The organism is Cellulosimicrobium sp. NPDC057862 (assembly GCF_042797035.1).
Lineage (GTDB): Bacteria > Actinomycetota > Actinomycetes > Actinomycetales > Cellulomonadaceae > Cellulosimicrobium.
In genome coordinates, this window is sequence record NZ_JBHVMH010000013.1 from 113,577 (window position 1) to 135,529 (window position 21,953).

20 protein-coding genes and 1 riboswitch are annotated in these 21,953 nt (G+C 74.4%); of the genes, 14 read left to right on the plus strand and 6 right to left on the minus strand.

The window, feature by feature from the left end; all coding sequences use genetic code 11:
- Positions 1 to 32: 32 nt before the first annotated feature.
- Positions 33 to 971 (minus strand): NAD-dependent epimerase/dehydratase family protein, encoded by a 939-nt coding sequence (locus ACFVN3_RS15720; protein WP_378233842.1) that lies wholly within the window; start codon positions 969 to 971, stop codon positions 33 to 35.
- Positions 972 to 1,092: 121 nt separating this feature from the next.
- Here ACFVN3_RS15720 and ACFVN3_RS15725 point away from each other — a divergent pair, with 121 nt between their 5' ends.
- From ACFVN3_RS15725 to ACFVN3_RS15740, 4 genes are all read left to right on the plus strand, one after another.
- The gene (locus ACFVN3_RS15725) at positions 1,093 to 1,821 is read left to right on the plus strand and encodes a TetR/AcrR family transcriptional regulator (RefSeq protein WP_378233843.1); all 729 of its coding nucleotides are present in this window, start codon (positions 1,093 to 1,095) and stop codon (positions 1,819 to 1,821) included.
- A 123-nt stretch (positions 1,822 to 1,944) separates the two neighbouring features.
- Positions 1,945 to 2,328 carry a cold-shock protein gene (locus ACFVN3_RS15730; RefSeq protein WP_047232420.1) on the plus strand — a complete coding sequence of 128 codons (384 nt, stop codon included), beginning with the start codon at positions 1,945 to 1,947 and terminating at the stop codon, positions 2,326 to 2,328.
- A gap of 1 nt (position 2,329) precedes the next feature.
- Positions 2,330 to 3,337: a DUF3027 domain-containing protein gene (locus ACFVN3_RS15735; RefSeq protein WP_378233844.1), complete on the plus strand. Its 1,008-nt coding sequence runs from the start codon at positions 2,330 to 2,332 to the stop codon at positions 3,335 to 3,337.
- Entirely contained in the window at positions 3,334 to 6,474 is a 3,141-nt protein-coding gene (locus ACFVN3_RS15740) for a sacsin N-terminal ATP-binding-like domain-containing protein (RefSeq protein WP_378233846.1), read from the plus strand. Before ACFVN3_RS15735 ends, ACFVN3_RS15740 begins: the two co-directional genes overlap by 4 nt.
- Here the strand turns inward: ACFVN3_RS15740 and ACFVN3_RS15745 are convergent.
- Positions 6,450 to 6,713 carry a DUF2530 domain-containing protein gene (locus ACFVN3_RS15745; protein ID WP_378233847.1) on the minus strand — a complete coding sequence of 88 codons (264 nt, stop codon included), beginning with the start codon at positions 6,711 to 6,713 and terminating at the stop codon, positions 6,450 to 6,452. The two genes, ACFVN3_RS15740 and ACFVN3_RS15745, sit on opposite strands and share 25 nt — an antisense overlap.
- A 446-nt stretch (positions 6,714 to 7,159) precedes the next feature.
- Here ACFVN3_RS15745 and ACFVN3_RS15750 point away from each other — a divergent pair, with 446 nt between their 5' ends.
- The 6 genes from ACFVN3_RS15750 to ACFVN3_RS15775 all read left to right on the plus strand — a co-directional run bounded on the left by ACFVN3_RS15750 (position 7,160) and on the right by ACFVN3_RS15775 (position 14,264).
- A complete protein-coding gene (locus ACFVN3_RS15750; protein ID WP_378233848.1) occupies positions 7,160 to 8,674 on the plus strand; it encodes a sugar transferase in 1,515 nt (504 codons plus the stop codon).
- Positions 8,675 to 8,712: 38 nt separating this feature from the next.
- On the plus strand, positions 8,713 to 9,459 hold the full coding sequence (locus tag ACFVN3_RS15755) for a hypothetical protein (RefSeq protein ID WP_378233850.1): 747 nt from the start codon (positions 8,713 to 8,715) through the stop codon (positions 9,457 to 9,459).
- Between the two features lie 85 nt (positions 9,460 to 9,544).
- Entirely contained in the window at positions 9,545 to 11,020 is a 1,476-nt protein-coding gene (locus ACFVN3_RS15760; protein ID WP_378233851.1) for an NCS2 family permease, read from the plus strand.
- Positions 11,021 to 11,029: 9 nt separating this feature from the next.
- On the plus strand, positions 11,030 to 12,376 hold the full coding sequence (gene manA / locus ACFVN3_RS15765; RefSeq protein ID WP_378233853.1) for a mannose-6-phosphate isomerase, class I: 1,347 nt from the start codon (positions 11,030 to 11,032) through the stop codon (positions 12,374 to 12,376).
- An 86-nt stretch (positions 12,377 to 12,462) separates the two neighbouring features.
- Complete coding sequence (locus ACFVN3_RS15770; protein ID WP_378233854.1) at positions 12,463 to 12,921, plus strand: MarR family winged helix-turn-helix transcriptional regulator; 459 nt, start codon at positions 12,463 to 12,465, stop codon at positions 12,919 to 12,921.
- Positions 12,918 to 14,264 (plus strand): MFS transporter, encoded by a 1,347-nt coding sequence (locus ACFVN3_RS15775; RefSeq protein ID WP_378233856.1) that lies wholly within the window; start codon positions 12,918 to 12,920, stop codon positions 14,262 to 14,264. Before ACFVN3_RS15770 ends, ACFVN3_RS15775 begins: the two co-directional genes overlap by 4 nt.
- A 175-nt stretch (positions 14,265 to 14,439) precedes the next feature.
- On the opposite strand, the gene serC is transcribed toward ACFVN3_RS15775, so the two are convergent.
- Entirely contained in the window at positions 14,440 to 15,582 is a 1,143-nt protein-coding gene (gene serC, locus ACFVN3_RS15780; RefSeq protein WP_378233857.1) for a phosphoserine transaminase, read from the minus strand.
- 249 nt (positions 15,583 to 15,831) lie between these two features.
- Between serC and ACFVN3_RS15785 the strand changes: the two genes are divergently transcribed.
- The 3 genes from ACFVN3_RS15785 to ACFVN3_RS15795 all read left to right on the plus strand — a co-directional run bounded on the left by ACFVN3_RS15785 (position 15,832) and on the right by ACFVN3_RS15795 (position 18,807).
- A complete protein-coding gene (locus tag ACFVN3_RS15785; RefSeq protein WP_378233858.1) occupies positions 15,832 to 16,542 on the plus strand; it encodes a metal-dependent transcriptional regulator in 711 nt (236 codons plus the stop codon).
- A 167-nt stretch (positions 16,543 to 16,709) separates the two neighbouring features.
- Positions 16,710 to 16,870: riboswitch (cyclic di-AMP (ydaO/yuaA leader) on the plus strand.
- A gap of 2 nt (positions 16,871 to 16,872) precedes the next feature.
- Entirely contained in the window at positions 16,873 to 17,673 is an 801-nt protein-coding gene (locus ACFVN3_RS15790; protein ID WP_253052723.1) for a C40 family peptidase, read from the plus strand.
- A 186-nt stretch (positions 17,674 to 17,859) separates the two neighbouring features.
- A complete protein-coding gene (locus ACFVN3_RS15795) occupies positions 17,860 to 18,807 on the plus strand; it encodes a universal stress protein (protein WP_378233860.1) in 948 nt (315 codons plus the stop codon).
- On the opposite strand, the gene ACFVN3_RS15800 is transcribed toward ACFVN3_RS15795, so the two are convergent.
- Positions 18,752 to 19,216, minus strand: coding sequence for a DUF6463 family protein (locus ACFVN3_RS15800; protein WP_378233861.1), 465 nt, complete (start codon positions 19,214 to 19,216; stop codon positions 18,752 to 18,754). The two genes, ACFVN3_RS15795 and ACFVN3_RS15800, sit on opposite strands and share 56 nt — an antisense overlap.
- Positions 19,217 to 19,312: 96 nt before the next feature.
- Here ACFVN3_RS15800 and ACFVN3_RS15805 point away from each other — a divergent pair, with 96 nt between their 5' ends.
- The gene (locus ACFVN3_RS15805) at positions 19,313 to 19,876 is read left to right on the plus strand and encodes a TetR/AcrR family transcriptional regulator (RefSeq protein ID WP_378233862.1); all 564 of its coding nucleotides are present in this window, start codon (positions 19,313 to 19,315) and stop codon (positions 19,874 to 19,876) included.
- A 4-nt stretch (positions 19,877 to 19,880) separates the two neighbouring features.
- On the opposite strand, the gene ACFVN3_RS15810 is transcribed toward ACFVN3_RS15805, so the two are convergent.
- Positions 19,881 to 20,732: an ABC transporter permease gene (locus ACFVN3_RS15810; RefSeq protein WP_378233863.1), complete on the minus strand. Its 852-nt coding sequence runs from the start codon at positions 20,730 to 20,732 to the stop codon at positions 19,881 to 19,883.
- Complete coding sequence (locus ACFVN3_RS15815) at positions 20,732 to 21,733, minus strand: ATP-binding cassette domain-containing protein (RefSeq protein ID WP_378233865.1); 1,002 nt, start codon at positions 21,731 to 21,733, stop codon at positions 20,732 to 20,734. The genes ACFVN3_RS15810 and ACFVN3_RS15815 overlap by 1 nt, the downstream gene beginning before the upstream one ends.
- Positions 21,734 to 21,953 lie beyond the last annotated feature (220 nt).

Here is a 21,953-nt window from a genome sequence, read left to right on the forward strand (position 1 = left end):
GGGCGGCCGCGTCCCGCGGACGGTCCGGCCGCTCAGGCGCGGGCCGTGCGCCGGCAGACCTCGTCCCAGGGCGTCGGCTCGATCCCGAAGCGGGTGCGCGCCGCGGTGTCGTCGTGGACGTAGGGGCGCTCCCACTGGTAGGCGAGGTCGCGCAGCTCGCGCAGCAGCGGGGAGAAGAGGCCGGCGGCAGCGAGGCCCGCGCCGCGCAGGGAGCGGACGCGGACGGGCCGGTGCCCGACGCTCGCGAGGACGTCGGTGAGCGCCTCGCGCTGGGTGCGCGGCGGGTTGCTCGGCGTGTGCCACGTGCGGCCGTGCGCGCCGGGGTCGGCGGCGGCTGCGACGAGCGTGCGTGCGGCGTCCTGGACGTCGGTGAACGAGTGCGGCAGGTCGGTGCGCCCGATCATCGTCACGGCCCGCCCGCGCAGGGCGGCCGGGACGACGCGCGAGACGTGCCCGTTGCCCCCGACCCCGGGCCCGACGAAGTCGGAGCTGCGGACCTCGACGACGCGCGCGCGGCCGGCGCGGTGCGCGGCGAGCGCGTCGGCCCAGAGCCGGGCGCGCAGGACGCCCTTGTGGTCGGTCGCGACGTCGGGCAGGTCCTCGGTCATCGGCCCGTCGACGGGACCGTACGGGTAGAGGTTGCCGGTGATCGCGTAGACGGCGCCGGTGCGCTCGACGGCGGTGAGCAGCGCGGTCGCGAGCGGCGGCCAAGCGCGCTCCCACTGCGTGTAGTCGCCGGGGTTGGCGCAGTTGTAGAGCACGTCGGCGCCCTCGGTGACGCGGGCGAGGGCGTCCGCGTCGGAGGCGTCGAGGGCGAGGTGGGTGACGCCCGCGACCCCGGTGTCCCGGCCGCTGCGGGTGACGACGGTGACGTGCGACCCGCGGGCGGCGAGCTCCGCGGCGACGTGCCGGCCGACGGGGCCGGCTCCGACGACGACGTGCCGGTCGGAGGAGGACGGTGCGCTGGACATGAGGTCTCCTTTCCGAGAGCAGTGCTCTCGCTTTGTCGAGGAGCATGGCACGCGGCAGCGGCCGCGCGCAAGAGCGGTGCTCTTGTTTGTGGGCGGCGCTCTCGTCTGCCACGCTGGCGGGATGACGGCACCCCGGACCGCGCGCGCCCTGGCGCGCGAGACCCTCACGCGCGACATCCTCGACGCCGCCCGCGCCCGGCTCGTCGCCGACGGCCCCGCCGCGCTCTCGCTGCGCGCCGTCGCGCGTGACGTCGGCATGGTGTCGTCGGCCGTCTACCGGTACTTCCCGAGCCGCGACGCGCTGCTCACCGCGCTCCTCGTCGAGTGCTACGACGAGCTCGGCGCAGCCGTCGAGGCCGCCGAGGCCGCCGTCGCGCGCGACGACCTGACCGGTCGGTGGCTCGCCGCGTGCCGGGCGCTGCGGTCGTGGTGCGTCCAGCGCCCCGGCGACTTCGCGCTGCTCTACGGCACGCCCGTGCCGGGGTACGCCGCTCCGCAGGACACCGTCGAGCCCGCGACGCGCGTCGTGCGGGCCCTCGTGGGGATCGTCGCCGACTCCTGGGACGGCGGCGAGGGCCCCGTCCCTGGCCCGCGGGACGGTGGCGACGCGGCCGCGCTGGTCGCCCCCGCCGTCGCGTACGTGAGCGCGCGGGGCCTCGTCGCGCCCGACGCCCCGCCGGAGGCCGTCGTGCGCACGCTCATGGCCTGGACCGCCCTGTTCGGCACCGTGTCCTTCGAGCTGTTCGGCCATCTCCACCGTACGGTGGCCGACTATGCCGGCTGGTTCGACGCCGTCGCCCTGCGGGTGGGGGCGGACGCGGGCGTGGTCCCGCGGTCCGCGACGCGCTGACCGGCCCGCCGCCGCGCCGCGCGGACCGGGGTGCGAGGCGCACGCGCGGTACGGATGCGGCTTTGCCGCCGCGTGGCCGGTAGCCTGGGGGTTCTGGTTCCTACGAGCACGAACGAGGTCCACGTGCCCACCGGCAAGGTCAAGTGGTTCGACACCGAACGCGGGTTCGGCTTCATCGCCAACGACGACGGCGGCGAGGTCTTCCTGCACGCCTCCGCGCTGCCCGCGGACGCCCCGGCGCCCAAGCCGGGCGCACGCGTCGACTTCGGCGTCGCGGACGGGCGACGCGGCCCGCAGGCGCTCGCGGTCAAGCTCCTCGACCCGGCCCCGTCCGTGGTCAAGGCGAAGCGCCGCTCGGCGGACGAGATGGCGGTCATCGTCGAGGACCTCATCAAGGAGCTCGACCGGATCCGTGACGGGCTCGGCAAGGGCCGCTACCCGGAGAAGGGCAAGGCCACGATGGTCGCCAAGGTCCTGCGCGTGGTCGCCGACGAGATCGAGGGCTGACATGGTCGCCGTGGCTGCCGCCGAGGAGCGTTCGCGAGGAGTGTCCGCGCGCGCCGCGCGGGACGCCGTGCTCACGGGCGCGGTCGAGCTCGCGCGCGCCGCGGCCCAGGAGGTCGCCGAGAGCCCCGAGGACGTCGGGGAGCACCTCGGCACGTACGCGGAGGCGGACCGCCTCATCTCCCACCGGTTCGCGTGCACGATGCGCGGCTACCGCGGCTGGCACTGGACCGTCACCCTCGCGCGCGTGCCGCGCGGCCGGACGGCCACGGTGTGCGAGGTCGAGCTGCTGCCGGGTGACGGCGCGCTGCTCGCGCCGTCGTGGCTGCCGTGGTCCGAGCGCCTGCGCCCGGGCGACGTGGGGCCGGGCGACGTGCTCCCGTTCCGCGCCGACGACCCGCGCCTCGAGCCCGGCTACGTCTCGACGGGCGACGAGGAGCAGGACGCCGTCGCGATCGACGAGCTCGCCCTCGCGCGCGCCCGTGTCCTGTCCCCGCGGGGCCGGGACGAGGCGGCCGAGCGCTGGTACCGCGGCTCGCGCGGCCCGACGGCGCGCGGCGCCGTCGCGTCGGCCGCCGAGTGCGGGTCGTGCGGCTTCCTCGTCACCCTCCAGGGCAGCCTGGGCCAGGTGTTCGGGGTGTGCGCGAACGAGTGGTCGCCCGACGACGGCAAGGTCGTGAGCCTCGACCACGGCTGCGGCGCGCACTCGGAGACCGACGTCGAGCCGCAGCGGAGCGACTGGCCGGACGCCGACCCCCTCGTCGACGAGCTGCACGTCGAGATCGTCTCGCTGCTCGAGTCGGTCGCCCCGACGGCGGAGCCCGCGACCGAGGCGGAGGGGCTGGCGGACGCCGACCCCGAGCCTGTGCTCGACGGCCCGGAGCCCGGGCTCGCTGCCGAGCCGGACGACGACGCGCCGGGTGAGCCGGCACCGGTCGACGAGGCCCCGGTCGACGCTCAGCCGGACCCTCAGCACGACGCAGTGCCGGCGGCGGACGAGCCGCAGGAGTGACGGACGACGTCTTCGGGACGGCCGCGCTGCGCCGTGCGGTCCTGGAGGCGTGGCGGTCGTCGCCGACGCGTCTGCGCGAGGACGCGAACACCGAGGAGGACCACGCCCACGGGTCCTACCGGGGGCGGGTCGTCGTCGAGCTCGCGCAGAACGCCGCGGACGCCGCGGCCCGTGCGGGGGTCCCGGGGCGGCTGCGCCTGAGCCTGCACGCGCCGTCGGGGCCGCACGGGCCCTGGGTGCTGCGTGCGGCGAACACCGGCGAGCCGCTGGACGCGCCGGGCGTCGCGTCGCTCGTGGCGCTGCGCGCGTCCGCGACGGGGCGGGGTGCGCGCGACGCCGACGGCCGGACGTCCACGGTCGGCCGGTTCGGGGTCGGCTTCGCGGCCGTCCGCTCGGTCTCCGACCAGGTGCGGGTCGGGGCGGGGGAGCGGGCCGTCGAGCTCTCGCTCGTCCGCACGCGCGCCGCGCTCGACGACGTGGTCGCCGACCGCCCTGACCTCGCCGCCGAGGTGGCGCGGCGCGGCGACCGGCTCCCGGTGCTGCGGCTCCCGTTCCCGACCCGCGTCGAGGTGCCGTCGGGCTACGACACGGTCGTCGAGGTCGAGCTGCGCGACGCCGACGCGCTCGCCGCCGTCCGCGCGGAGCTCGCCGACGTGGGGGACCCGCTGCTGCTCGCGCTCCCCGCGCTCACCGAGATCGTCGTGGCCGGGGACGGCGTCCAGGAGCGCCGGGTCGCCGACGTCGCCGACCGGTGGACCGTCCTGCGCCGGGAGGGGGCGATCGACCCGGCCCTGCTCGCGGACCGCCCGGTCGAGGAGCGCGCGACGACGCGGTGGGCGGTCGTGTGGGCGCTGGCCGACGGCGGTGCGCGCACCGACGTCCTGCACGCCCCGACCCCCACCGACGAGCGCCTCACGTTCCCCGCGCTCCTCCTGGCGACCTTCCCGCTGGACCCGGCGCGCCGGCATGTCCCGCCCGGTCCGGTCACCGCGCACGTCGCGCGCGCGGCGGGGCGGGCGTACGCGGAGCTGCTCGGGGGGCTCGCGCGGTCGCGCGGCGCCGACGTGCTCGCCCTCGTCCCGACCGGGCTGCCGGCGAGCGCGGTCGACGCGGAGGTTCGGGCCTCGGCCGAGGCGGAGCTCGCCCGGACCCCGCTCCTCCCGCTCGACGCGCCGCCCACGCGGGGCGCCGAGGAGTCCCCCGGGACGGCCGACGACGACGCGGTCGACGCGGGCCGGCACTCCCTGGTCGCACCCGCCGAGGCGCGCGTCCTCGCGGGCGACGTGGGCGACGCGCGGGTGCGGGCCGAGCTCGGGGTGGCGCACCTGGTGGACGTCCCGGGTCCGCTCCGCGCGGTCGCGCGGGCGCTCGGGGCGCAGGTCGTGGACCTCGCGGACGTGGTGGACGACCTCCCGCTCGTCGCCGACCCGGCGCGCTGGCGGGCGCTGTACGACGCCCTCGCGCCGCACGCCGCCGACCGGTCGGTGCTCGAGGCGCTGGGCGCGCTCCCGGTGCCGCTGCTCGGCGGGCAGGTCGTGCGCGGCGCCCGCGGCCTCCTCCTCCTGGACGCCGGGTCGGGCGATCCCGCGGACGCCGGCGACGGGGTGCTGGACGCTCACGACGCGGCCGACCTCGGGCTGCGTGTCGTCGACCCGCGCGCGGCGCACCCGCTGCTGGAACGCCTCGGGGCGCGCGCGACGGGCCTGCGGACCGTGCTCTCCGACGGGGCCGTCCGTGAGCGCGTCCTCGCGGCGTCGGACGCGGCCGAGGCGGGCGACGACCCGTCCTCGGACGTCGAGCGGCTGCTCGCGCTGGTCGCGGCGGCGGTGCGAGACGTGCCGGACCCGGCGCGGGCGGGGCTGCCGTTCTGGTGGGGCGAGCTGCCCGTCCCGACGGCCGACGGCGACCGCGCGCCCGTGCGGGGCTGCGCGCTGCCCGGGACCTGGGCCGCGGACGCGCTCGGCACGCTCGACCTCGTCGATCCCGCGGTCGTCGACCGCTGGGGCGAGCCGGTGCTGCGCGCGGTGGGGGCGGCCGTCGGGCTCGGCGTGCTGCGCGTGCGCGACGTGCTCACGCCCGCGTCGGCCGACAACGAGCCGGCCCTGGACCCGCACGCGCCGGAGGGGTGGCTGTCCGACTGGGGCGGGTACCTCGCGTACCTCGCGACGACGCTCGGCCCCGAGGCGTACGTGGGTGACGTCGTCGCGGTCGCCGACCTGGACGCCGTCGCCGACGACGCGTGGCCCGACGCCCTCGCGCGCCTCGCCGCGGACCCTGCCGCGCGCGAGGCGCTGCTCGCCCCCGTGCGGGCCGAGGGCGGCCGGACGGCCGCGGCGCGCTCGTACACCGGGTGGTGGCTGCGCGAGGAGCTCGGTGGGGCGTTCGCGCTCGGGACCGGCCCCCGGCGGGTACCGTTCCTGCGCCCGGCACCGCCGGAGGTGGACGGACTCGACGACGAGGCGCTGGTCGCGCTGGGCGGCGTGCGGGACCTCGCGGAGCTCGAGCCGGACGAGTGGGTCGAGCTGCTGGACGACCTGCCCGACGTCGGGCAGGCCGTCGACGCGCAGGCCGCGCTGACGCTCTGGCGTGCGCTCGGCGTCCTCGCGGACCGGGGCGAGCGGCTGGACCCGCCGCCGGACCGGGTGCCCGCGCTGCGCGGCGGCGCAGTGCTCGTGGTCGGCGCGGACGACGTCGCCGTCGCGCCCGACCCGATGTGGTCGCCCGTCCGTGCGGTCCTCCCTGCGCCGCCGGGCCTCGTCGCCGAGGTCGCGGACCTCCTGGACGTCGCGACCGTCCCGCGCGACGCCCCCGCCCCCGACGCCGCCGGTCGTCGTGCGGACGTCCCCGAGGCGGTGCACGCGGTCCTCGACGGACCGGTGCCGCGCACCTGGGAGCGCCACGACGACCTCCGGGTGGGCGGGGTCGCGGTCTCGTGGTGGGTGGAGCGCGACGGGGGCGCGGACGCCGTCGTGCACGCGAGCGGGCCTGCCGGGCTCGCCGCGGGGCTCGCGGTCGTGGCCGGGCGCTACGGCACGCGGCGCGTGCTCGAGGAGGTGCTCCGCGACCCGGACGCGGTGCAGGGCGCGCTGGCGCGGACTGCCTGGGACGACCCTCAGTCGTCCGACGACGCGCGGTAGCGCGTGCGGTTCCGACGCTCCCACGCGAGGCCGAGGACGCCGAGGACGAGGCCCGCCCCGCACGTCGCGACCGCGCGCGGGCCGAGCGTGCCGGTCGCGAGGAGGACCACGCAGACGACGAGCGCGGCGGTCCACAAGGCCATGCCCGCGAGGATCACGGCGCGCAGGTCGACCCGCCAGGGCGCCGGGTCGGGGCGTCGGCGGTCGGGGTGCAGCAGCAGCGTGACGAACGAGGGCACAGGGGCATCGTAGCCACGGCGCGGTTTTCACCCGTACCCGGATGTCACAGCCGTGACCTGCGCCACATCTCCTTCTGGTGTGAGCACACGTCGGGAGCACTCGCAACGGCACGCTAGGATGCATGCGCCGCGCTACGGCCTCCACGTGTGGTCACCTGTCCAGGTGGATCTGGTCGGCGCCGGGCCGAGCATCGCTTCGGGACCTTCGTCCGATGTATCCGGACCTTCGACAGAACGTAGAACCTGGACACCCGTCCAATCTCATTCTTCGAGCGGCTAGCGCAGCGTCAGATCCGCAGGATCCCGCCCCTCAGGACGACTCCGACCGAGACCGTGCGGAACGTCTTCTCACCCGGGTGAAACCCCCTGACAACTCTCGTTCCCGCAGTTTCTGAACCCTAGGATGAGTCGCCATGCAGGGTGTGGAACCGACCGGAGGTGGACGCATGTCCCACAGCGTCACCGAGGACGCCAGGCGGAGCCTGCGCACCCTTCTCGCCACGACTCCCGCAGCCCGGATCCGCGCCGCGCGCGCCGCGTTCGCCGCGCAGGGCTGGGAGGTCGCCTACCGGCGCCGGCTCCTGCTCACCGACACCGCCGTGATCGTCGTCGCCGTGCTCGTCGCGTACTTCCTGCGCTGGGACCAGTTCATCGACGAGCCCGTCCGTGAGGCCCGGGTCCCGTACGTGGTCCTCAGCCTCCTCGTCGGTGTCGCCTGGTCCGTCTCGCTCGTCGCGAGCCGGACCCGCGACCCGCGGGTCATGGGGAGCGGCCCCACCGAGTACCACCGGGTCTTCGACGCGTCGTGGCGGCTCTTCGCCATCCTCGCGGTGCTCGCGTTCCTGCTCCGCTTCCCGGAGGCGCGCGGGTACCTCGCGTTCGCCTTCCCCATCGGGCTCGGCGGGTTGCTCCTCGGGCGGTACGCGTGGCGCCAGTGGCTGCACGGCCAGCGGGCGCACGGGCGCATGCGCTCGGCCGTGCTGGCGATCGGGCACCGCGACCAGGCCGAGCGGCTCATCCGCGACCTGAACGGCCGCGACGAGTCGGGGTACCGCGTCGTCGGTGTGTGCGTCCCGTCGGGTGGCTTCGGTGCGGGCGAGGAGATCCGGGGCGTCCCCGTCCTCGGCGAGCTGCGGAACGCGGGCGAGGTCGCGACGCGGGTCGGCGCGGACGTCGTCGCCGTGTCGGGGTCGGACGCCATCACGGCCGAGGTCGTGCGACGCCTGGGCTGGGAGCTCGAGCCGTACGGCGTCGACCTCATGCTCACGGCCGAGCTCGCGGACGTCGCCGGACCGCGCATCACCATCACGCCCGCGGAGAGCGTCTCGCTCCTGCACGTGGACGCGCCGCGGTTCACGGGCCCCAAGTTCGCCGTGAAGTCGGTCATCGACTGGGCGGGTGCTGCGCTCATCACGCTGGCCGCGCTGCCGGTGCTCGTGATGGTCGCGCTCGCGGTCCGGCTCACGAGCCGCGGTCCGGTGCTCTTCCGTCAGGAGCGCGTCGGTCGCAACGGGCGGACGTTCCCCATGTTCAAGTTCCGGTCGATGCGCGCCGGTGCCGACCGCGAGGTCCAGCACCTCGAGGAGCAGAACGACGGCGCCGGCCCCCTGTTCAAGATGCGCGACGATCCGCGCGTCACGAGCGTCGGCCGCGTGCTGCGCCGCTACTCGCTGGACGAGCTCCCGCAGCTGTTCAACGTCCTGCGCGGCGACATGAGCCTCGTCGGGCCGCGGCCGCCGCTGCCGCGCGAGGTCCAGAAGTACGAGAAGAAGGTGCGTCGTCGGCTCCTGGTCAAGCCCGGCCTCACCGGTCTGTGGCAGGTCGGCGGCAGGTCGGACCTGTCGTGGGAGGAGAGCGTCCGCCTCGACGTCTACTACGTCGAGAACTGGACGATGTTCGGCGACTTCCTCATCCTCGCGCGCACGGCGCGCGCGGTGTTCTCCGGCTCCGGGGCCTACTGAGGCCGGCGGGGTGCAGGGTCGGGCGCGGGAGGTGCGTCGTGCGGGTCTCGGTCTCGGGATGCGGTCGCCGCGGCGTCCTGCACGCGGCCTGCCTCGCGGCGGCGGGCCACGAGGTCGTGCTCCACGACACGGATCCCCGCGCGCTCGACGCGCTCCGGACGGGACCGGTCCGCGCCGCTGAGCCCCGTCTCCACCGGCTCCTCGCGCTCGGCCTCGTGAGCGGTCGGCTGCGCCCGACATCGGACCGCACCGCGGTCGCCGGTGCGCGCGTGCACGTCCTGTGCGTCGGCGCGGGCCCCGACCCCGACCCCGACGGCGTCTCCCGCGTGGTGGCGCTCCGCGACGCGCTCGACGACCTCGCCCCGCACCTCGGCCCGGGGGACCTGGTCGTCGGGCGCGCCCGGGTCCCGGCCGGCACGGCCGAGTGGCTCGCGGCCACCCTCCTCGCCGACGGCGTCAAGGCGACCGTCGCGTGGGTGCCCGACGAGCACCGACCGGGCCACGCCGTCGTCGACCTGTTGCGCCCGGCGCGGCTCGTGCACGGGGTTCCCGACGGACCGGCCGGCGAGCGGGCGGCCGCGATCCTCGACGCGCTCCACGCGGTGCAGCTCGCGACCGACGCTCCCCGGACCGTCACCGACCTCAGGACGGCGGAGGGGCTCGGGCACGGCGCGGGCACGCCGCGCCTCGCGGCCCTCGACGGTCTCCGCGGGGGCGGGAACGACGACGCCGACGTGGCGTCGAGCACACCCGTCGCGGCGCTCGCCGCGGTCGGCGCCGCCTGACGTGCACGGACACCTCCCGGGGGCGATGCCAGACCGTGTCCCGCGTGTTACCGCGCGGTCACAGGGTTCTGGCAGCATTCTCACCATGTCCACACCCACCTCCGTCCGCGAGGACGAGAAGGCGCCGCCCCCTGCGTCCGGCGCGATCGACCGCTTCTTCAAGATCACCGAGCGCGGCTCGACGATCGGCACCGAGATCCGTGGTGGTCTCGTCACGTTCTTCGCGATGGCCTACATCATCGTGCTGAACCCGCTGATCATCGGGACGGTCCAGGACGGCACGGGCCAGTTCCTCGGCGGCGGCAACGCGCCCGACTTCGGCAAGATCGCCGCGGCGACCGCGCTCGTCGCGGGCGTCATGACGATCGCCATGGGCGTCTTCGCGAACTTCCCCCTCGGTCTCGCGGCCGGGCTGGGCCTCAACGCGGTCGTGGCGTACTCGATCGCGTCGCTGCCGGGGGTGACGTGGGCGGACGCGATGGGCCTCGTCGTCATCGAGGGCCTCATCATCCTCGTCCTCGTGCTCACCGGGTTCCGTGAGGCGGTCTTCCGCGCGGTCCCGGTCGAGCTGAAGACCGCCATCAGCGTGGGCATCGGCCTCTTCATCGCGCTCATCGGCCTCGTCAACGCGGGCTTCGTCACCGCCGGCAGCGGCACGCTCCTCGCGCTCGGCAACCTCGGCACGTGGCCGATCCTCGTGTTCGTCGTCGGGCTCGTGCTGACGATCGTGCTGTGGGTCCGCAAGGTCAAGGGCGCCCTGCTCGTCGCGATCCTCACGGCGACCGCGCTCGCCGTCGTGCTGGAGAACACCCTGCACATCGGCGCGAAGGCGCCCGACGGCTCGAACCCGAACGGCTTCAACCTCAACGCGCCCACGTTCGACGGCGTCGCGCAGGTCCCCGACTTCGGCCTCCTCGGCCAGTTCTCGCTCCTGGGCTCGTTCCAGAACATCGCGACCGTCACCGTCATCCTGCTGGTGTTCTCGCTCCTGCTCGCCGACTTCTTCGACACGATGGGCACGATGGTCGCGGTCGGCGCCGAGGCGCGCCTGCTCGACGAGGACGGCACCCCGCCGCGCTCGCGCGCGATCCTCGTCGTCGACTCGCTCGCCGCGGCCGCGGGCGGCGCAGGCTCCGTGTCGTCGAACACGAGCTTCGTCGAGTCCACGACCGGCGCCGGCGAGGGCGCGCGCACCGGCCTCGCGTCCGTCGTCACGGGCGTCGCGTTCCTGCTCGCGACGTTCCTGTCGCCGCTCGTCGCGCTCGTGCCCTACGAGGCGGCCGCGCCCGCGCTGGTCTTCGTCGGGTTCCTCATGATGACGCAGATCGCCGGCATCTCCTGGAAGAACGTCGAGATCGCGATCCCGGCCTTCCTCACGATCATCGTCATGCCGTTCACCTACTCGATCGCGGACGGCATCGGCGCGGGCTTCCTCGCGTTCGTCGTCATCAAGCTCGCGCTCGGCAAGGTCCGCGCGATCCACCCGCTCATGTGGGTCGCGTCGGCGATGTTCCTCGTGTACTTCCTGCTCGGCCCGATCCGTGAGGCGTTGGGCCTCTAGGCTCGGCCTATGACGAGCGCGGCGGACGAGCGGTCGGGGAAGGCGTCGGTCGACGCCCTCCCCGCCGCTCGTCCGCCCGCGTTCTACCGGCTGGAGAACACCGTCCAGCCGTACGACTGGGGCTCGACGTCGGCCATCCAGGACCTCCTGGGGGTGGAGACGGACGGTCGCCCGGCGGCCGAGCTGTGGATGGGCGCGCACCCGCTCGCCCCGTCACGCGTCGTGCCCGACGGCGCGGGGCGCCCGGGCGAGCGACCGCGCCCGGGCGGGGCGGCGGCGTCGGGCACGACGCTCGTGGACCTGGTGCGTTCCGACCCGGTGGGGGCGCTGGGCCAGCGCGTGCTCGACCAGTACGGTCCCCGACTGCCGTTCCTCCTCAAGGTGCTCGCCGCCGAGCGCGCGCTGTCGTTGCAGGTCCACCCGCACCCGCACCGGGCCCGCGCCGGGTTCAACCGCGAGAACCGGGAGGGCGTGGCGCGCGACTCGCCGCTGCGCAGCTTCCACGACGACCAGCACAAACCTGAGATGGTCGTGGCGGTGTCGCGCTTCGAGGGCCTCTCCGGATTCCGACGGCCCGCGCGCATCCTCGAGCTCCTCGACGGACTCGACGGCGACCTCGTCGCCCGCATGCGGGCCGCGCTCGTCGCCCGGCCGACCGAGGCCGGCGTCCGCGAGGCGTTCACGCTCGCGCTCCATGCCCGGTCCGAGCCCGACGTCGCGGCGGACCTCGCGCGGACCGTCGCCTCGGTGCGGGGCCGGGCCGAGCGGGGTGCCGTCCCGGCGCCCGGAAGTCCGCGACGCACGTCACGGCGCGCCGACGCCACGGTGCTGTCGCTCGCCGAGCAGCACCCGGGCGACCCGGGTGCCGTCGTCTCGCTCATGCTCAACCGGGTCACGCTCGCGCCAGGGGAGTCGATGTTCGTCCCGTCAGGGCACGTGCACGCCTACCTGTCCGGCTGCGCGGTCGAGATCATGGCGAGCTCCGACAACGTCCTGCGCGCCGGCCTCACGAGCAAGCTCGTCGACGTCGACGCGCTGCTCGAGTGCGCCACGTGCACGCCCGGGCCCGCCGCGCGCCCGCGCCTGGTCGACGACGGGTCCGGACTCGTTACCTATCGCCCGCCCGTCGCGGAGTTCGCGCTCCGTGCGGGCCGGGTCACCGGTGCGGTGTCCCTGCCCGACGCCGGTCCGCGCGTCGTGCTGTGCCTCGACGGTGCCGTGACGCTCGCCGAGGGCGTCGGCGCGGGAGCCGTCGAGACGCGCGTGGCGCGCGGCGAGTCGGTCTTCGTACCCCACGCGAGCGGCGCGGTCGTCGCACGTGGCGACGGGCGCGTCGCCGTCGCCTACGTGCCCTGATCAGGACACGTACCTTCCCTCCACCGTCGCCCGGGGGTGACGTGCGCCTCTTTATTTACCCTAGGTAATGAGTTAAGGTAACTATCATGCCTGCTGCGGACCCCACTGCCCCCTCCCGGAGCCAGTGCCGGCCCGCCACCCTCGGCGGCGAGCTCCGCGTGGCGCTGACCCGCATCTCGCGTCGGCTGCGCGCACAGCGCGGCGAGGCCGACCTGCCCGAGGGCCGGTTCGGCGTGCTCACTGTGCTGCACAAGCACGGCGCGATGTCGCCGAGCGAGCTCGCCGACCACGAGCGCGTCAGGCCGCCGTCGATGACGCGTGCCGTCAACGCCCTCGTCGAGATGGGGCTCGTCGAGAAGGGCGAGCACCCGAGCGACCGGCGTCAGGTCGTCGTGCGGCTCACCGACGCCGGGGTGCGCGAGGTCAAGGAGACCCGCCGCCGCCGGGACGCGTGGCTCACGCAGCAGCTGTCCTCCCTCACGCCCGACGAAAGAGAGACCTTGGCCCGCGCCAGTGAGCTGTTGACCCGGATCGCCGCCCGATGAGCGCGACGTTCACCTCCCTGAAGTACTACAACTACCGCGTCTGGTTCGGCGCCGCGCTCGTCGCGAACGTCGGCACCTGGATGCAGCGCGTCGCGCAGGACTGGCTCGTCCTCACCGACCTCACCGACAACTCGGGCATCGCCGTCGGCGTCGTGACGGCGCTGCAGTTCGCGCCCGTGCTCGCGCTGTCCGCGTGGGCGGGCCTGCTCGCCGACCGGCTGCCGCGCCGCCGGCTCCTCATGGCCACCCAGGGCGCGATGGGAGTCCTCGCGCTCGGCCTGGGCGCGCTCGTGCTGTCCGGGCACGTCCAGCTCTGGCACGTCTACGTGTTCGCCGGCCTGCTCGGCGTCGTCACCGCGTTCGACAACCCCGTGCGCCAGACGTTCGTCGCGGAGATGGTGCCCGCCGACAAGCTGTCCAACGCCGTCGGGCTCAACAGCGCGTCGTTCAACGCCGCGCGCCTCGTGGGGCCGGGCGTCGCCGGGCTGCTCATCGCGGCCGTCGGCTCGGGCTGGCTGTTCATCATCAACGGCGTGACGTTCGGGGCGACGATCCTCGCGCTCCTGTACATGCGCACGCGCGAGCTCCACGTGCTGCCGAGCGCACCGCGCGAGAAGGGCCAGATCCGCGAGGGCATCCGGTACGTGCGCAAGCGGACGGACATCATCGTCATCATGGTCGTCGTCGGCGTCGTGTCGACGTTCGGGCTCAACTTCCAGCTCACGTCCGCGATGATGGCCAAGGTCGAGTTCGGCAAGGGCCCGGGGGAGTACGGGATCCTCGGCTCGATCCTCGCGATCGGGTCGCTGACCGGCGCGCTGCTCGCCGCGCGGCGCGAGCGACCGCGCGTCCGGCTCGTCATCGGGTCCGCGTTCGGGTTCGCCGTCGCGACGGGCGTCATGGCCCTCATGCCGACGTACCCGAGCTACGCGATCGCGTGCATCCCGGTGGGCCTCGCGTCGCTCACGATGATGACCGCCGCGAACTCCACGATCCAGATGTCCGTCGACCCCGTGATGCGCGGGCGCGTCATGTCGCTCTACATGATCGTGTTCCTCGGCGCGACGCCGGTCGGGTCGCCCCTCGTCGGCTGGATCGCCGAGGCGTGGGGCCCGCGCTGGGCCATCGGCGTCGGGTCGATCACCGCCGGCCTCGTCGCCGTGGGCGCCGCCGTCTGGGCCGTGCGCAACTGGCACCTCGAGGTCCGCTACCGCGTCCTCCAGCGCCCGCACCTCGTGGTGCGCTACCTCGACGCGGGCACCCCGGCGGACCGGTCCGCCCGGGCCGAGACCCGCCGTCGCCTGGGCGTCGAGGACGCGGAGGAGGCGGCGCGCGCCGCATGAGGCACGGGCCCACGGGGCCGGGTTGGGTGGCGGTCGGGGCGCTCGCGCCGGGTCTACCGTCCGCGGCTCGTCCCTCGCCGCTCCCGCCAGACCCGCCACGGCCCGGCGCGAGCGCCCCGACCGCCCTTGTCGTGTCACCTCGTGCGGGCGCCCCGGTCGTGCACGACGGGGGACGTCAGGCGAGGTGGCTGACCACGTGGTCGACGCAGGCCGTGAGCGCGCGGACGTCGTCGGGCTCGATCGCCGGGAACATCGCGACGCGGAGCTGGTTGCGGCCCAGCTTGCGGTACGGGAAGACGTCGAGGATCCCGTTCGCGCGGAGCGCGGCCACGACGGCGGTCGCGTCGATCGCGTCGTCGAGGTCGATCGTGCCGACGACGGTGGACCGCTGCGCGGGGTCGGTGACGAACGGCGTCGCCCACTCGCGGGCCTCGGCCCAGCCGTACAGGTGGGCGGCGGACTCGGCCGACCGGGCCGCGGCCCACGGGAGCCCGCCGTTGCCGAGGATCCACTCGACCTGCTCCGCGAGCATGACGAGCGTCGCGATCGCGGGCGTGTTGAGCGTCTGGTCCAGGCGCGAGTTGGCCGCCGCCGTGCGCAGCGACAACGACTCCGGCACCCACCGGGTGCTGCTCGACTCGACCTCCTCCGCGCGCGCGAGCGCGTCGGGCGAGCACAGCGCGAGCCAGAGGCCGCCGTCGGACCCGAAGACCTTCTGCGGGGCGAAGTAGTAGACGTCGGTCTCGGCGACGTCCACCGGGAGCGCGCCGGCGCCCGAGGTGGCGTCGACGAGCGTGAGCGCGCCGCGCTCGCGCGAGCCCGGGACGCGGCGGACCGACGCCATGGCGCCGGTCGAGGTCTCGTTGTGGGGCCACGCGTGCACGTCGACGTCGTCGGCGGGCGCGGGCAGCGCGACGGACCCGGCGGGGGCCGAGATCACCTGCGACGTCTCGAGGAACGGCGCGGCCGTCGTCGCCGCGGCGAACTTCGCGCCGAACTCGCCGAACGCGGCGTGCTGCGCCTTGGTGCGCACGAGGCAGGCCGTGGCGACGTCCCAGAACGTCGTGGAGCCACCGTTGCCGAGCACGACCTCGTAGCCCTCGGGCAGCGCGAAGAGCTCGGCGAGCCCCTTGCGCGTCCGCCGCACGACCGAGCGGACCGGCGCCTGGCGGTGGGACGTCCCGAGCAGGGACGCGCCGGCGTCGGACAGCGCGCGGACCTGCGCGGCGCGGACCTTGCTCGGCCCGGAGCCGAAGCGGCCGTCGGCCGGCAGGAGGTCCGAGGGAATCGTGATCGGGGTGGTGGCGGGATCAGGCACGTCGTCACCCTACGCGCGTGCCACGTCGGCCGGGAGCGGCGTCCGCGGACGCGCGCGAGGGTGGTCGACGGTTCGTCGACGGGTGCCGGACCCTCCGGTCGGGGTCGGCACCACGTGTTCTCCCGCGCGGCCCCCGGGCCGGGTCACGGGCTCGCCATAGACTGTCCCCAGCGGCCCGCCGGTGCGGGCAGGCGCCCCGCGGCGACGACGACCGGGCGCCCCGAGCCGACGAGCGACTGGGAGCGTGACGTGACCGATCTGATCGATACCACCGAGATGTATCTGAAGACGATCTACGAGCTCGTGGAAGAGGGCATCGTCCCGCTGCGCGCGCGCATCGCGGAGCGCCTCGGGCACTCGGGGCCCACGGTGTCGCAGACGGTCGCGCGCATGGAGCGCGACGGTCTCGTGGTCGTCACGGGCGACCGCCACCTGGAGCTCACTTCCGCCGGCCACGACAAGGCGACGCGCGTCATGCGCAAGCACCGGCTCGCAGAGCGGCTGCTCACCGACGTGATCAAGCTCGACTGGGAGTACGTGCACACCGAGGCGTGCCGCTGGGAGCACGTCATGAGCGAGCTCGTCGAGGAACGCCTCATCGGGCTGCTCGACCACCCGCACTTCGACCCGTACGGGAACCCGATCCCGGGGCTGCCGGAGCTGGGGGAGCAGTTCGAGGAGGTCGACTTCCTCGACGGCGTCGTCTCGCTCCCGGTGTTCCTCGCGGAGCACGGTCGGGACGGCGCGGAGGCGCGCGTCGTGCTCCAGCGGATCGCCGAGCCGATCCAGGTCGACGTCGAGCTGCTCTCCCGGCTCGCGGAGGCCGAGGTGCTGCCTCGCCGGACCCTCGTCGTGCGGTCGGCGGGCGACGGCGGAGTGACCGTGCAGGGGGAGGGCGCGGAGGTCGTGCTGGACCTGCCCGACGACGTCGCGCGTCACCTCTTCGTCGCCCGGGGATAGCCCTCCGTTCACGCGCAAATGCGCGCTGACCTGCGGCGACGTGATCGTCCGCATCGATTCGTAATGGGAACGTGACTTTTGCCGGAGCGTCCTGTACGGTCGGTGCTGCTCCATCGGAATACCCATTCGACGGAGTCCTCGCGCGGAACGCCTAACCCTGTCACCGCATGAGGCCAACGACGACCCGATGACAGGGACGGGGGACCCACTTCCGGGTGCTGGAGACAGCGCCCTTGGGGTGAAGCCCGACGGACTCCGGTCCGCCGGGCCGGGTGACTCTTCCACCCGAACCCGACAGCTGACCTCGCAGGCGTCTTGGAGAGGCACAAAGTGACCGTGAGCACGACTCGCGCCCGCCACCGCGCGGCGCGGCGTCCCGTGACGCCACTCAGCTCTATCGCCCAGGCCGCGTCGGACCAGATGTCGACCGTCGGTCGCCGCACCGCCGTCGTCGCCGCGTCCTCGGGCCTCATCGTCTCGATGATCGGTGCCGCCGCCCCCGCGACCGCGGCCCCCGTCGACAACGAGTCCGGCAAGCTCAACGCCGTCGACCTCAGCGCCCTCACCGCGCAGGCGCGCCAGGCGCTCGAGGCCGCCCCCGCAGTGACCGTCGCGGCTGACGCGGCGTTCACGATCGAGCAGGCTGCCGCCCCCGTCACCGTGACCCCGGCTCCCGAGCCGGAGCCTGAGCCGGAGCCCGTCCGCACCACGCAGACGAGCCGCACGCAGGAGCGTCAGTCCACCCAGTCCGAGGCTCCTGCCCAGCAGGAGGCGGCCGTCGAGGTCCCGGCCTCGGCCTACGGCTCGACCATCGTCTCGATCGCCGCGCGCTACGTGGGCGTCCCCTACGTCTACGGCGGCACGACCCCCGACGGGTTCGACTGCTCGGGCTTCACCAGCTACGTCTACGCGCAGGTCGGCATCAGCCTGCCGCGCACGTCGAGCGCCCAGGGCTCCGTCGGCACCAAGGTGTCGCGCGACCAGGCGCAGCCGGGCGACCTCATCTGGACGCCGGGCCACATCGCGATCTACGCGGGCGACAACATGATGATCGACGCTCCGCGTCCCGGGAAGACCGTCCAGTTCCGTCAGATCTGGCAGTCGAACCCCACGTTCATCCGCGTGGCCTGATCTCCCACGCCTCAGGACCCCTGCGGTCACTGGCCTGACGAACCCCGTCACCTCGCGCATCGTCGCGAGGAGGCGGGGTTCGTGGCATTCTTGACGTGTTCGTGACTCGTGGCAGACGGACGGGCGCGCTGGTCTCGGCTAGGTTGGTCGTCCGATGGCACCGGGCCGTCGAGAGGAGAGTCGCTCATGACCCGCACGGAATCCGTCCTCGTCGGCGTCGACGGCTCGGCGCCGAGCCTGCACGCCCTGGACTGGGCCGCGGCGTACGCGCTGCAGGTGGGCTGGCCGCTCCACATCGTCTGCACCTACTCGCTGCCGTCGTTCACCGCTGCCTCGCTGGACGGCGGCTACGCGGCGCTCGACGACTCGGCCATCCAGGAGGGTGCGCGCGCGGTCCTCGAGGAGGCTCGCGCGCGGTCCGAGGCGGCCGGCGTCCGGACCACGGCCACGGTGACGACGGGTGACGCGGCGGGCGTGCTCGTCGAGATGTCGCGCGAGCACTCGCTCGTCGTCGTCGGCACGCGGGGCCGGGGCGGATTCACCGAGCGCCTGCTCGGCACCGTGTCCTCGGCGCTGCCCGCGCACGCCCACTGCCCGACCGTCGTCGTGCCGTTCCGCTCCGGGGCCAAGGGCGAGGAGGGCGCGGCTCAGGAGGTCCCCGCCGTCAAGCCGCTGCGGCGCATCGTCGTCGGCGTCGACGGGTCGCCCTCGGCGGAGATCGCCCTGCGCCACGCCATCCGTCAGGCCCAGGCCTGGGACGCGGAGCTCGTCGCGGTCGCCGGCGTCCCGGTCGGCGCCGGCGCAGGACTCCTCGCGTGGCTGCCCGCGTCGATCGACCACGAGCAGGTCCTCGCGGACATCACCGAGGGCCTGAACGTCATCATCGACCGTCACGAGGCGGAGCACCCGGGACTCACGATCAAGCGCATCGTCCTCGACGGCACGGGCGCGGAGCTGCTCACCGAGTTCTCGACGGCCTCCGACCTCATCGTCGTGGGTTCGCGCGGCCGCGGCGGGTTCCGCGGGCTCCTGCTCGGCTCCACGAGCCAGGCGGTCCTGCACCACTCGGCGTGCCCGGTCATGGTCGTGACGAAGAAGTGCGAGGACGACGCCCCGGCGGCCGAGGACGGCTGAGTCGCGCGGCGACCACGAGGAGCGCTCCGGCCAGGGCGCCGACGATCATCGGCGACGGCACGAGGACGACCGCGCCCAGCGCGAACCACGCGACGAGACCCCAGCCCACCGCTTCGGGCGGCACGAGGCTCCTCGACGCGAGCCACCAGACCAGCCCGCCCAGCACGACGAGCGGCACGGCGAAGCTCCCGACCCCGCTCCAGAACGCCACCTGGTCGTTCAGCGTCGCGGTGCTCGGCCGTGCGCCCGGGAAGAGCGGGACGGCCGCCCAGAGCCCCGTGTCCACCCACGCGGCAAGGCGGTCGCGCCCCACCACCGACACGATCACCAGGTGACCGGTGCCCAGCGTGACGAGTGTTCCTGCCGCGACGCGCGTCGCCTTCAGGGCGCTCGACGATGCCTCGATCATGGACGACCTCCGATGTATACGGGTCCGTACGGTTCATCCGTACGGTACCGTATGCATCGGTCGCCCACGACCGCCACGACCGAGAGGACGCGACGCATGCCCGCCCGTACCCGCACTCCTCAGCACCGCTGGGTCGACGCCGGCCTCGACGCGCTCGCCGAGGGCGGACCGGACGCCGTCCGGATCGAGGTCCTCGCCGCCCGTCTCGGCGTCACGAAGGGGGGCTTCTACGGGCACTTCGCCGACCGCCCGGCTCTCCTGGAGGCGATGCTCGACGCGTGGGAGCGGCGCTGCACGGACGCCGTGCTCGCGGAGGCGGAGGCCGAGGGCGGCGACGCGGTCGAGCGGCTCCGGCGCGCCGGGCAGCTCTCGCACGTCGCGGACCAGCACCGCCTCGACCTCGCGGTGCGCGAGTGGGCACGACGTGACGACGCCGTCGCCGAGCGTCTGCGGCGCGTCGACGACCGGCGCATGGACTACCTGCGCGGGCTCTTCGCGACCTTCGTGGACGACCCCGACGAGGTTGAGGCTCGCAGCACGTTGATGTTCTCCCTCGCCGTGGCGCGGCACTTCATGGTCGCGCACCACCCGGGGCGCTCGACCCGCGAGGCCGTGAGCCTCGCGGGCGAGCACCTGTTGCGCAAGGACGTCGGCCGATGACCGGTCAGCTGCGGTTGCGGTAGAGCCGCATCGTGATCGGGGCGAGGATCGCGGTGAGGACGACCGACGCGACGAGGACCCACACGATCCCCTCTGTCGCCGGCTCGCCCGCCATGAGGCCGCGGACCGCGGTCACGAGGTGCGTGACGGGGTTGACGTCGACGAACCGCTGCAGCACGACGGGCATCGTCGACGGGTCCACGAAGATGTTGGACGCGAACGTCAGCGGCATGAGCACGAGCATCGAGGTGCCCATGACGGCGTTGGGGGAGCGCAGCACCAGCCCGAGCGCGGTGAACACCCAGCTCAGGGCGAACGCGAACACGAGCAGCAGCACGATCCCGAGGACCACCCCCACGACCCCGCCCGGCGGGCGGAAGCCCAGGACGAGGCCGAGGGCCAGCGTCACGACCGACGCGATCGTGTAGCGGACGGTGTCGCCGAGCAGCGCGCCCACGATCGGTGCGGGCCGCCACACCGGCAGCGACCGGAACCGGTCGAACACGCCCTTGCTGATGTCCGTGTTCATCGTGTAGCCGGTGTAGATCGTCGTGAAGAGCACCGCCTGCACGAGGATGCCCGGCAGGAGGAACTGCAGGTAGCTCTGCACGTCCCCGGCGAGGGCGCCGCCGAACAGGTACGTGAACATGAGCGTGAAGATGATCGGCGAGACCGTGACGTCGAAGAGCTGCTCCGGCACGTGCTTGATCTTGAGCAGCGCGCGCCACGTGTAGGTGAGGGTCGCGGACACGGGCGAGGGGCGCGAGGGCCGCCGCTCGAGCGCGACCGCGGCCCGCAGCGCGTTCGCCTCCGGCGCGCGCATCTCCGCGGCGGTGATGGTGGGGTCGACGGCCATCAGGCCACCTCCTCGATCGTCTCGTCGTCCTCCATGGGCTGGCCCGTCAGCGCGAGGAACACCTCGTCGAGGCTCGGCTGGCCGAGCGTGAACTCGGGGACGACGATGCCCTCGTCCCCGAGCGCGGGCAGGATGCGCGCGACGTCGGCCGCGCCGTCGTCGGGCACGCGCGCCGTGAACGCGTACGGGTCGTTCGCGAGCGTGATCTCCGTGCCGAGCAGCGCGCCCACGACCTCCGCCGCGCGACCCCGCTGGGTCGAGTCCGCGAGCCGCACGTGGACGGCGCCCTCGCCCACGGAGCGCTTGAGCTCCGTCGCGGTGCCCTCCGCGATGACCTTGCCGTGGTCGATCACGGCGATCCGGTCGGCGAGCTGGTCCGCCTCCTCCAGGTACTGCGTGGTCAGCAGGACCGTCGCGCCGTCCGCGACGAGCACGCGCACGATGTCCCACACCTGGTTGCGGCTGCGCGGGTCGAGGCCCGTCGTCGGCTCGTCGAGGAAGATGACGCGCGGGCTCATGACGAGGCTCGCCGCGAGGTCGATGCGGCGCCGCATGCCGCCCGAGTACGTCTTGACCTGGCGGTCGCCCGCGTCCCCGAGGCCGAACGCCTCCAGGAGCTCGGCCGAGCGACCTCGCGCCGTGCCCCCGAGGAACCCGTAGAGCCGCGCGAGCATCACGAGGTTCTCCGTCCCCGTGAGGTCCTCGTCCACCGACGCGTACTGCCCGGTGAGCCCGACGGCGGAGCGGACCTTGTCGGCGTCGTGCACCACGTCGTGGCCCAGCACGCGCGCCGTCCCCGCGTCCGGTCGCAGGAGCGTCGCGAGCATGCGCACGGCGGTCGTCTTGCCCGCGCCGTTCGGCCCGAGCACACCGAACACCGTGCCCTCGGGGATGAGCAGGTCGATGCCGTCGACCGCCTTGGTCACGGACTTCCCGGTCGTGAAGTGCTTGACGAGGCCGCGTGCCTCGACGGCGAGGTCGCCGCGTGCAGTGTCGGTCATGTCCCCTCCGCGGGATGGTCGTTCGCCGCTGCCGACGAGCCGCCCGGCTCTCCGGGCCACCCACCCACCGACCGTCGGGGCCGGCAGAACTCATCGGTCGCGCACGCCTTCCATCCTGCGCCGCGCGGGCGCCTGAGGACCAGTGCGATTCGTCAGGAGCAGAGAGGGATGCGCGAGGTAGAGCCTCCGGCCGCGAGGTAGAACCCGTGGGGTTCTACCT

Excerpts from the sequence above, each read along its gene's own strand:
- ACFVN3_RS15720 (WP_378233842.1), bottom strand. The coding sequence starts at position 971 with ATGTCCAGCGCACCGTCCTCCTCCGACCGGCACGTCGTCGTCGGAGCC.
- ACFVN3_RS15725 (WP_378233843.1), top strand. The coding sequence starts at position 1,093 with ATGACGGCACCCCGGACCGCGCGCGCCCTGGCGCGCGAGACCCTCACG.
- ACFVN3_RS15735 (WP_378233844.1), top strand. The coding sequence starts at position 2,330 with ATGGTCGCCGTGGCTGCCGCCGAGGAGCGTTCGCGAGGAGTGTCCGCG.
- ACFVN3_RS15750 (WP_378233848.1), top strand. The coding sequence starts at position 7,160 with ATGTCCCACAGCGTCACCGAGGACGCCAGGCGGAGCCTGCGCACCCTT.
- ACFVN3_RS15760 (WP_378233851.1), top strand. The coding sequence starts at position 9,545 with ATGTCCACACCCACCTCCGTCCGCGAGGACGAGAAGGCGCCGCCCCCT.
- manA (WP_378233853.1), top strand. The coding sequence starts at position 11,030 with ATGACGAGCGCGGCGGACGAGCGGTCGGGGAAGGCGTCGGTCGACGCC.
- ACFVN3_RS15770 (WP_378233854.1), top strand. The coding sequence starts at position 12,463 with ATGCCTGCTGCGGACCCCACTGCCCCCTCCCGGAGCCAGTGCCGGCCC.
- ACFVN3_RS15775 (WP_378233856.1), top strand. The coding sequence starts at position 12,918 with ATGAGCGCGACGTTCACCTCCCTGAAGTACTACAACTACCGCGTCTGG.
- ACFVN3_RS15795 (WP_378233860.1), top strand. The coding sequence starts at position 17,860 with ATGACCCGCACGGAATCCGTCCTCGTCGGCGTCGACGGCTCGGCGCCG.
- ACFVN3_RS15800 (WP_378233861.1), bottom strand. The coding sequence starts at position 19,216 with ATGATCGAGGCATCGTCGAGCGCCCTGAAGGCGACGCGCGTCGCGGCA.
- ACFVN3_RS15805 (WP_378233862.1), top strand. The coding sequence starts at position 19,313 with ATGCCCGCCCGTACCCGCACTCCTCAGCACCGCTGGGTCGACGCCGGC.
- ACFVN3_RS15810 (WP_378233863.1), bottom strand. The coding sequence starts at position 20,732 with ATGGCCGTCGACCCCACCATCACCGCCGCGGAGATGCGCGCGCCGGAG.
- ACFVN3_RS15815 (WP_378233865.1), bottom strand. The coding sequence starts at position 21,733 with ATGACCGACACTGCACGCGGCGACCTCGCCGTCGAGGCACGCGGCCTC.